This window comes from Stenotrophomonas sp. 05L44_2, assembly GCF_056665995.1.
In genome coordinates, this window is the sequence record NZ_JBFTNR010000150.1 from 1 (window position 1) to 6,934 (window position 6,934).

The following is a 6,934-nucleotide window of genomic DNA, read 5'->3' on the forward strand; positions in this document are numbered from 1 at the left end:
GACCTGCAGTTCGGCCTGACCACCCACGACGAAGCCGAAGCCCGCCTCAACCACCGCATGGTCGAACGCGCGCGGCGCATCGTGGTGCTCACCGACGCCTCCAAATTCGGACGCGTCAGCCTGCACCGCATCGCCCGCCTCGATCAGATCCACGCCATCATCACCGACGCCGGCATCGACGACGCGACCCGCGAGGGGCTGCAGCGGCTGGGCATCGAAGTGATCATCGCCGAGCCCCCCGCATGACCGACACCCGCTCCCTGCACGGCCGCATCCTCACCCCGTTGGGCTGGCGTCGCGGCCAGGTCCAGTTCGATTCACACGTGCGCCAGCTGCAGGTAGATGACCACAGCGGCGGCGATGACCCGCAACTGCCGGTGATCCTGCCCGGCTTCATCGACCTGCACGTGCATGGCGCGGCCGGCGTCGACCTGATGCAGGGCGGCGACGTGGCCCGCAGCATCGCCCGCACCCATGCGCGCTTTGGTACCACCACGCTGCTGGCGACCACCATGACCGCTGGCCTGGACGAGATCGAATACGCGCTGCAGGGCGTTGCGGCAACGATGGCAGCGCCCGATGCCGATGCCGCCTGCATCGCCGGTGTGCACCTGGAAGGCCCCTTCATCAGCCCGCAGCGGCTGGGCGCACAACCCAATCGTACGATCGAGGCGACGATGGCGCTGGTGCGGCAGCTGCACGCGCTGGCACCGATCCGGGTGATGACGCTGGCGCCGGAGATCGGCGAGCACACCGCACTGATCCCCGCGCTGTCCGCACTCGGCATCCGCGTGCAGCTCGGCCACAGTGCAGGCACCTACGAGGAAGGCGTGGCCGCATTGCAGGCCGGCGCTTCCGGTTTCACCCATCTGTTCAACGGCATGACCGGCGTCGACCACTACCGGCCGGGCATCGCCGCCGCTGCCCTGGCGCATGCGCAGTACGCCGAGATCATTCCCGACCTGCAGCACATCCATCCCGGCGTGATCCGTCTGGCCGCACGCGCGATTCCGCGCCTGTATGCGGTAACCGACGCGACGGCCGCCACCGGCATGCCCGATGGTGAGTACGCACTGGGCGAGCAGCGCGTACACAAGTGCGGCGGCTGCGTGCGCCTGGCCACCGGCTCGCTGGCCGGCAGCGCGCTGACCATGGACCAGGCGCTGCGCAACCTGGTGCAGGTGGGTCTGGATCTGGCTGACGCATCGCAGCGCGTGTCCACCTTCCCGGCCGATTACCTGGGCTTGAGCGATCGCGGCCGCATTGCGCCCGACGCCCGCGCCGACCTGGTGGTGCTGGATGCGGAACTGCGCCTGCAGAAAGTGGTGGTAGGCGGTCGATTGATCGATCTGGACTGACACGCGCCATGCGGCCCGGATGCCGCACACAAGGCGCGCAAGCGCATTGCATCAGCCACGCACCATCCCGTCAGTCCAGGAACGAGCCGATGACCGCAGCCACTGCACCTGCCGTACCCGCTTCCACCGCCCCGCGCTGGCCCGTACGTTACCTGCTCTTCATCGGCGGCCTCGGTGGCCTRCTGTACGGCATCGACATCGGCATCATCGCCGGTGCCCTGCCCTACCTCGAAGCGACTGCCAGCCACGCCTGGCAGCTCAGCAGCCAGCAGCTCGGTTTCGTCGTCGCCGCGGTGCTGCTGGGCAGCGTGCTGTCCTCGCTGTTCGCCGGCATGATCGCCGACCTCATCGGCCGCCGTGGCGCGATGCTGCTGGCCGGCGTGCTGTTCACCGCCAGCATCCCGATCATGGCACTGGCCTCGGGTTACACCCCGCTGCTGCTGGGGCGCCTGCTGCAGGGTGTCAGCGGCGGCCTGATCGGCGTGGTCATTCCCCTGTACCTGGCCGAAGTGCTCAGCCCGGAACGACGCGGCCGCGGCGCGGCGATGTTCCAGCTGCTGCTGACCGTCGGCCTGGTGCTGGCCGCGTTGATCGGCCTGTACCACGCCCATGCCGTGGACGCTGCCGCAGAGTCGGTGCGCTCGCTGCCGGTCGCGCAGCAGGCGCAGGAGCTGTTCACGGTGAAGGACCACGCTTGGCGAACCATCTTCTGGACCTGCCTGGCACCGGGCCTGCTGTTCTGCGCTGGCATCTTCTGGCTGTCCGAATCACCGCGCTGGCTGGTGCGTCGTGGCCGCATCGATGATGCGCGCCGCAGCCTGCAGCGCGTGCTGCCCGCTGCCGACGTCGAGCCCACCCTGGCGCAGATCCAGGCTCCGGAATCGAGCAGCAGCAGCGGCAAGCGTGACCCGCTGCTCAGCCGCCGCTACGTGGTGCCGTTCGTGTTGGCCTGCGTGGTGCTGGCCTGCACCCAGGCCACCGGCATCAACTCGGTGCTGGCCTATGCGGTCAACATCCTCAACCAGGCAGGCCTGTCCGGCTCGGTGGCCAACGGCGCCGACGTGGCGATCAAACTGCTCAACGCGGTGATGACCGTCGCCGCGCTGCTGCTGGTCGACCGCAAGGGTCGCAAGTTCCTGCTGATGCTGGGCAGCGGTGGCATCTGCGTGGCCCTGCTGGCCGCAGCAACGCTGTTCTTCCAAGCCGAACGGGGCCGCGCCGACGTGCAGCCGCACCTGCAGGCCGCAGTGAGTGGCGATGGTCTGCAACTGGTACTGGATGACGCGCAGTGGCAGCGGCTTGCCGGTGGCGTCGACCGCGAAGGCCGGCCACTGCAGCTGACCGTGTCCTACGCCTATGGCGACTTCACCAACGTGCGCGCGCTGCGCAGCGACAACCTGACCGACCGCGAGCTGCGCATCGAGCGCGCCGGCACCGTGCAGCCGGACAGCGTCATCGGCGCGTTCTTCCGCACGTTGCACCTCAATCCGTTCGCCGACCCGGCCAGTGCCGCGCAGGCACCGCTGCGCATCGAGCAAGCCCGTATCGGCCCGATTCCGCCGCCCGCGCATGGCTGGGCCGTCGCTGCCTGCATCCTGGTATTCGTGGCGTTCTTCGCAGTTGGCCCAGGCGTGTGCGTGTGGCTGGCGCTGTCCGAGCTGATGCCCAACCGCATCCGCTCCAACGGCATGAGCATCGCGCTGCTGGTCAACCAGTTCGTGTCCACCACCATTGCCGCCATCTTCCTGCCGACGGTGGGACACTACGGCTACGCCAGCATGTTCCTGTTCTGGGCGGGCTGCACGTTCGTGTTCTTCCTGGTGGCCGCATTCTGGCTGCCGGAAACCAAGGGGCGCTCGCTGGAAGAGATCGAAGCCGGGTTTGCAGGAAAGCAGCGCTGATTCAGCGCTGCTGTGGCGGCGCAGGGCCGCCGTGCACGATGTAGCGCGCCATGTCGTGCACTTCGGCCACGCTCATGTTGGTACCGGCCACCTGCATGGACTCGCCAAAAGGGCCCGCTATGGTGGCCACGGACAGCACGTGGTCATCGACGGTAAGCGCCACCTGCTTGCCCACCAGGGCCTCGGTCGCGTGCAGCAACCGGCCGGCGGACTCCTTGCGGAACGTCAGTTCCAGTACGGGCTGGTGCGCGGCGTCCAACGCCGCTCGCACGTCGACGATATCGGCACTGGTGAGCATCGGCGGCGCTTTCACGGCGATGCTGCGCCCTTGCCACTGCAGGGTAGCGCGACCATCGGGATCGACCTCACGCATCTGCACCTGCACCCCCTCCCGCGGCGGATGCCGGGTCTCCGCCGGAAGCACCCGGTTGCAGCCCGCCAGCAGCAACACCGCGAGGCCGCCGCCGAGCAGCGCCCATCTGTTCCAGGCCCGCATCAGCGCAGCTTCCTCAGCTTGAACGCCACCAGCACCTGCAGCACGCCGTACAGCAGGCTGCCTATGCCGATCCACAACGTGGTTACCGCCACGCCGGCATACGGATTGGCCGCGAACAGCAGGCCCAGCACGATGGCCAGCACGCCGCTGAGAATCAGCAACCACTCACCCTGGATCTGCCTGCGCACGCGGATGGCGAAGACGATGCGATAGATGCCTGCCACCAGCAGCCATGCCGCCAGGAACAGCACCAGCACGCTGGCGGTGGCCAGCGGATTGATCACCGCCAGGATACCGAAGCCCAGCGAGGCGACCACATACAGCAGCAGCCAGCCACGCGAGGCGCCACTACCACCGGTAATCAGCGCCAGCAGGCTGATGACGCCTTCCACGATCGCCATCACGCCCAGCGTCCACGCCAGCGCGATAGCCGCTGACATCGGCCAGCCGATCGCGATGATGCCGAAGCCCAGCGCGACCAGACCGTACAGCAGCAGGATCCACCAGCTGCGTCCAACGGCCGACAACAAGGGAGACAGAGGGGAATTCATGACCACTCCTTCGATCCGGGTTCGCGAACATCCTAGACCTACGGAATGAAAGGCGCGATCACGGCACCCGCGCACAGACCCATGCCCGCACATCTTCAGCCCCCACCAGCCGCAGCGTCTCGGCGACTTCCAGCACGGTGCTGCCGGTGGTCATCACGTCGTCGACGATGGTCAGCCGCGCGGGGACGGCACCGCGCACATCGAAGGCGTCGAACAGGTTGTCGCGGCGCTGCTCGGCGCTGCGTTCGGACTGCGGCGCGGTATGACGGCGACGGTACAGCCCGCGCCACCTCGGCGTCCGCAGCAGCCGACACAGCTCGGCTGCCTGATCATAGCCGCGCTGGCGCAGGCGTTTGGGATGCAGCGGCACCGGTACCAGCGGTGGGCACGACCATGGCGGCGGATTGCGCAGCATCAACTGCGCAAGCAGGCGTCCGGCAGCCAGGTCCTGGTGGAATTTGTAGCGGACCAGCAGTTGATCGATCGGCGGCACGTACAGCAGGCTGGCGTGGGTAGCGGTCTGCGGCGGCGGCTCGTCACGGCAGGTGCCGCAGATGGGCAGGGCTTCCTCCGGTAGCGGCAGCGCGCAGCGAAGGCAGGCGCGACCCGCCCACGGTAGGTCGGCGAGACAGGCGACGCAGAGGTCGAGGGTGTCGTGGCCGCRCTCGCTGCAGACCAGGCAGCGCAGGGGCAGCAACAGGCGAAAGGCGGCCTGCAACGGTTCACCAAGGGCAGAAGGCAGTGGGAAGCGCATGCCGCAGCATCGCCCTGCAAGCGCAGGCTGCCCATCGGTAAAGGGGCTGCCTGCATGTCAGTACAGGGAGCGTTGGCCGATGGGGGCTGCACCTTGCCAGGCCGTAGACCTGCATCGCACCTGCTACCGCGCGCTTCCATCCACGTACGGCCGGAACTGCAGAACCACTACTGGCCGATCCTGCGCCAGCTATCATCAGGATGGGCGCGGTTGCCCTGGATGGACCTCTACTGCATGGACGGACTGACGCTGGTCAAAGCAACTGCGCAGGACGCAGATGTGGTCTTCAGATTGATGCAGCTGTACTACTTCGAAGCCTCTGCCTGGAGTGGTGAGGAGATCCTTGCCGATGGTCTCTACGACTGCACACTTGCCGATGTCCGGGCCCGCCTGCAGGAAGAGCCGGAGTGGACCCGTCTGCTCTGGCTCGATGGCCAGCTGTGTGGATTCGTCCAGGTGGATGAAGTCGACTTCCAGGGGCGGCGCCTGCCAGAGTTGGCCGATCTGTTCATCCTTCCAAGGCATCGGGGCAAAGGCATCGCGTCCGCAGTGGTCGCAGAGCTTGTGCGGCCAACRRCGGGRGAATGGYTGCTGGCCACATTCCGCAAGGATCATGYGGCGCAYGCATTCTGGGARCGGAATCTTGCAARGATGGGCATGGCGTGCAGCATCCCAGCCGGGTCAGAAGGAACAGACTTCCGCTTGTTCCTGATCAGGGCGATATGACGATGGGGAGCCCCCCAGCTCCCCGGTCAGCACTCGCCCACGCCAGGATGGCCAATACCTTCAGGACGGTGCAACCACGCATGGGCTTGTCCTGCTCCTGGCGGCGGCAGCCCAAGGCTGGACGTGGCTGGCTTGGGCTCACCGGGGGTCAGCCGCACGCAGCGGATCGACCACCGTGAATTCCCCTCAAAACTCGATCCCGTTGGCTGCACGCTGGCAGGCAGGCAGTCCCAGCGCGATACGCGTTCGCCCGACCGTGGCCGCGATCTCCTGTTCAAAGCCAGCCCCTGACTCCAGGCAATGCAGCAGCCCGACAACCCTCTGCTTCAGCTCAACGGCCCATGGCACGTCATTTGGATCGGCGATCACTTCTGTAAACAGCAACCCACTGCGTTCGACCTCACCCGCCAACCCCGCCAACACCGCCGAGTGGTACGTGTTCCATAGCGCGGGCGATGCATTGGCAGTAGTCCACGCCAGCGCGTGGGCGATCGAGGGGAAGCGATCGCGCAGCGCAAGGACTTCCTGCGCTGCACGCCTGGCCAGCAGCGTGGCCTCCGCCGAGAACTGCTCCTCGTCGATGAATTCGTGGAAGGTTCCCACTCTGTGCCCGGCGTCGAATGAAAGGAAGTCCTTCTCATGCCAGAGCCAGCACGCTCCAACATTCAGATAGCTTCCCTTCCGTCCCGAAGAGGGCTGGAATTCAACCACGCCGATCCACCATACCTGGTCGTCGATCCAGATTCTGGAGCGTCCCTTCTGCACGCAGCCCAGAGGGCGCAGCACCGTTCTGGCTGCAGCGTTGATCATTCGAGAGTGCTGAGCGGTCGACATCGAAGGCATCCTTGCGCTTGCGAACGTTCGCGGAATCGTACTGGAAGGAACGTCGGCCAGCACCATTGAATCGGCGAAGAACCCGCCCACTCGTCCCTTCAACATTGCTGGTCGTCCGCTTCATACGAAAGCGCAGAGACGTTGGTGAAACCAGAAAGGGGGCCCGCTGCGGGCACCGCGCACAGGAGTGCGGTGGTGTGCGCAGCGTGACACTTCCGCAAACGACACTGGAAGCGGGTGAATCAATGATCCTGCCGATTCACTCCATCATGCGCTCTCGCCAACGGCGCTTCTCCACGGTCCGGATGTTGGGC

7 protein-coding genes and 1 pseudogene are annotated in these 6,934 nt (G+C 66.6%); 4 read left to right on the forward strand and 4 right to left on the reverse strand.

What is annotated here, in order from left to right; all coding sequences use genetic code 11:
• The 3 genes and pseudogenes from AC1VAN_RS07170 to AC1VAN_RS07180 form a co-directional block, all read left to right on the forward strand.
• A pseudogene (locus AC1VAN_RS07170) lies at window positions 1-246 on the forward strand (DeoR family transcriptional regulator); the annotation flags it as partial.
• Window positions 243-1,358: an N-acetylglucosamine-6-phosphate deacetylase gene (locus AC1VAN_RS07175; protein ID WP_032976871.1), complete on the forward strand. Its 1,116-nt coding sequence runs from the start codon at window positions 243-245 to the stop codon at window positions 1,356-1,358. The pseudogene AC1VAN_RS07170 and the gene AC1VAN_RS07175, both read left to right, overlap by 4 nt.
• 89 nt (window positions 1,359-1,447) lie before the next feature.
• Window positions 1,448-3,259 carry an MFS transporter gene (locus AC1VAN_RS07180; protein ID WP_032976870.1) on the forward strand — a complete coding sequence of 604 codons (1,812 nt, stop codon included), beginning with the start codon at window positions 1,448-1,450 and terminating at the stop codon, window positions 3,257-3,259.
• 1 nt (window position 3,260) lies between these two features.
• On the opposite strand, the gene AC1VAN_RS07185 is transcribed toward AC1VAN_RS07180, so the two are convergent.
• The 3 genes from AC1VAN_RS07185 to AC1VAN_RS07195 are packed head-to-tail and all read right to left on the reverse strand — an operon-like array spanning window position 3,261 to window position 5,060.
• Entirely contained in the window at window positions 3,261-3,755 is a 495-nt protein-coding gene (locus AC1VAN_RS07185; RefSeq protein WP_025877482.1) for a SecDF P1 head subdomain-containing protein, read from the reverse strand.
• Window positions 3,755-4,306, reverse strand: coding sequence for an HdeD family acid-resistance protein (locus AC1VAN_RS07190; protein ID WP_025877483.1), 552 nt, complete (start codon window positions 4,304-4,306; stop codon window positions 3,755-3,757). Before AC1VAN_RS07190 ends, AC1VAN_RS07185 begins: the two co-directional genes overlap by 1 nt.
• Window positions 4,307-4,364: 58 nt before the next feature.
• The gene (locus AC1VAN_RS07195; protein ID WP_480985538.1) at window positions 4,365-5,060 is read right to left on the reverse strand and encodes a ComF family protein; all 696 of its coding nucleotides are present in this window, start codon (window positions 5,058-5,060) and stop codon (window positions 4,365-4,367) included.
• Window positions 5,061-5,294: 234 nt separating this feature from the next.
• Here AC1VAN_RS07195 and AC1VAN_RS07200 point away from each other — a divergent pair, with 234 nt between their 5' ends.
• Complete coding sequence (locus tag AC1VAN_RS07200; RefSeq protein WP_480985539.1) at window positions 5,295-5,786, forward strand: GNAT family N-acetyltransferase; 492 nt, start codon at window positions 5,295-5,297, stop codon at window positions 5,784-5,786.
• Between the two features lie 186 nt (window positions 5,787-5,972).
• Here the strand turns inward: AC1VAN_RS07200 and AC1VAN_RS07205 are convergent, their stop codons facing one another.
• Window positions 5,973-6,620, reverse strand: coding sequence for a DUF4304 domain-containing protein (locus AC1VAN_RS07205; protein WP_235189966.1), 648 nt, complete (start codon window positions 6,618-6,620; stop codon window positions 5,973-5,975).
• Window positions 6,621-6,934: the final 314 nt, after the last annotated feature.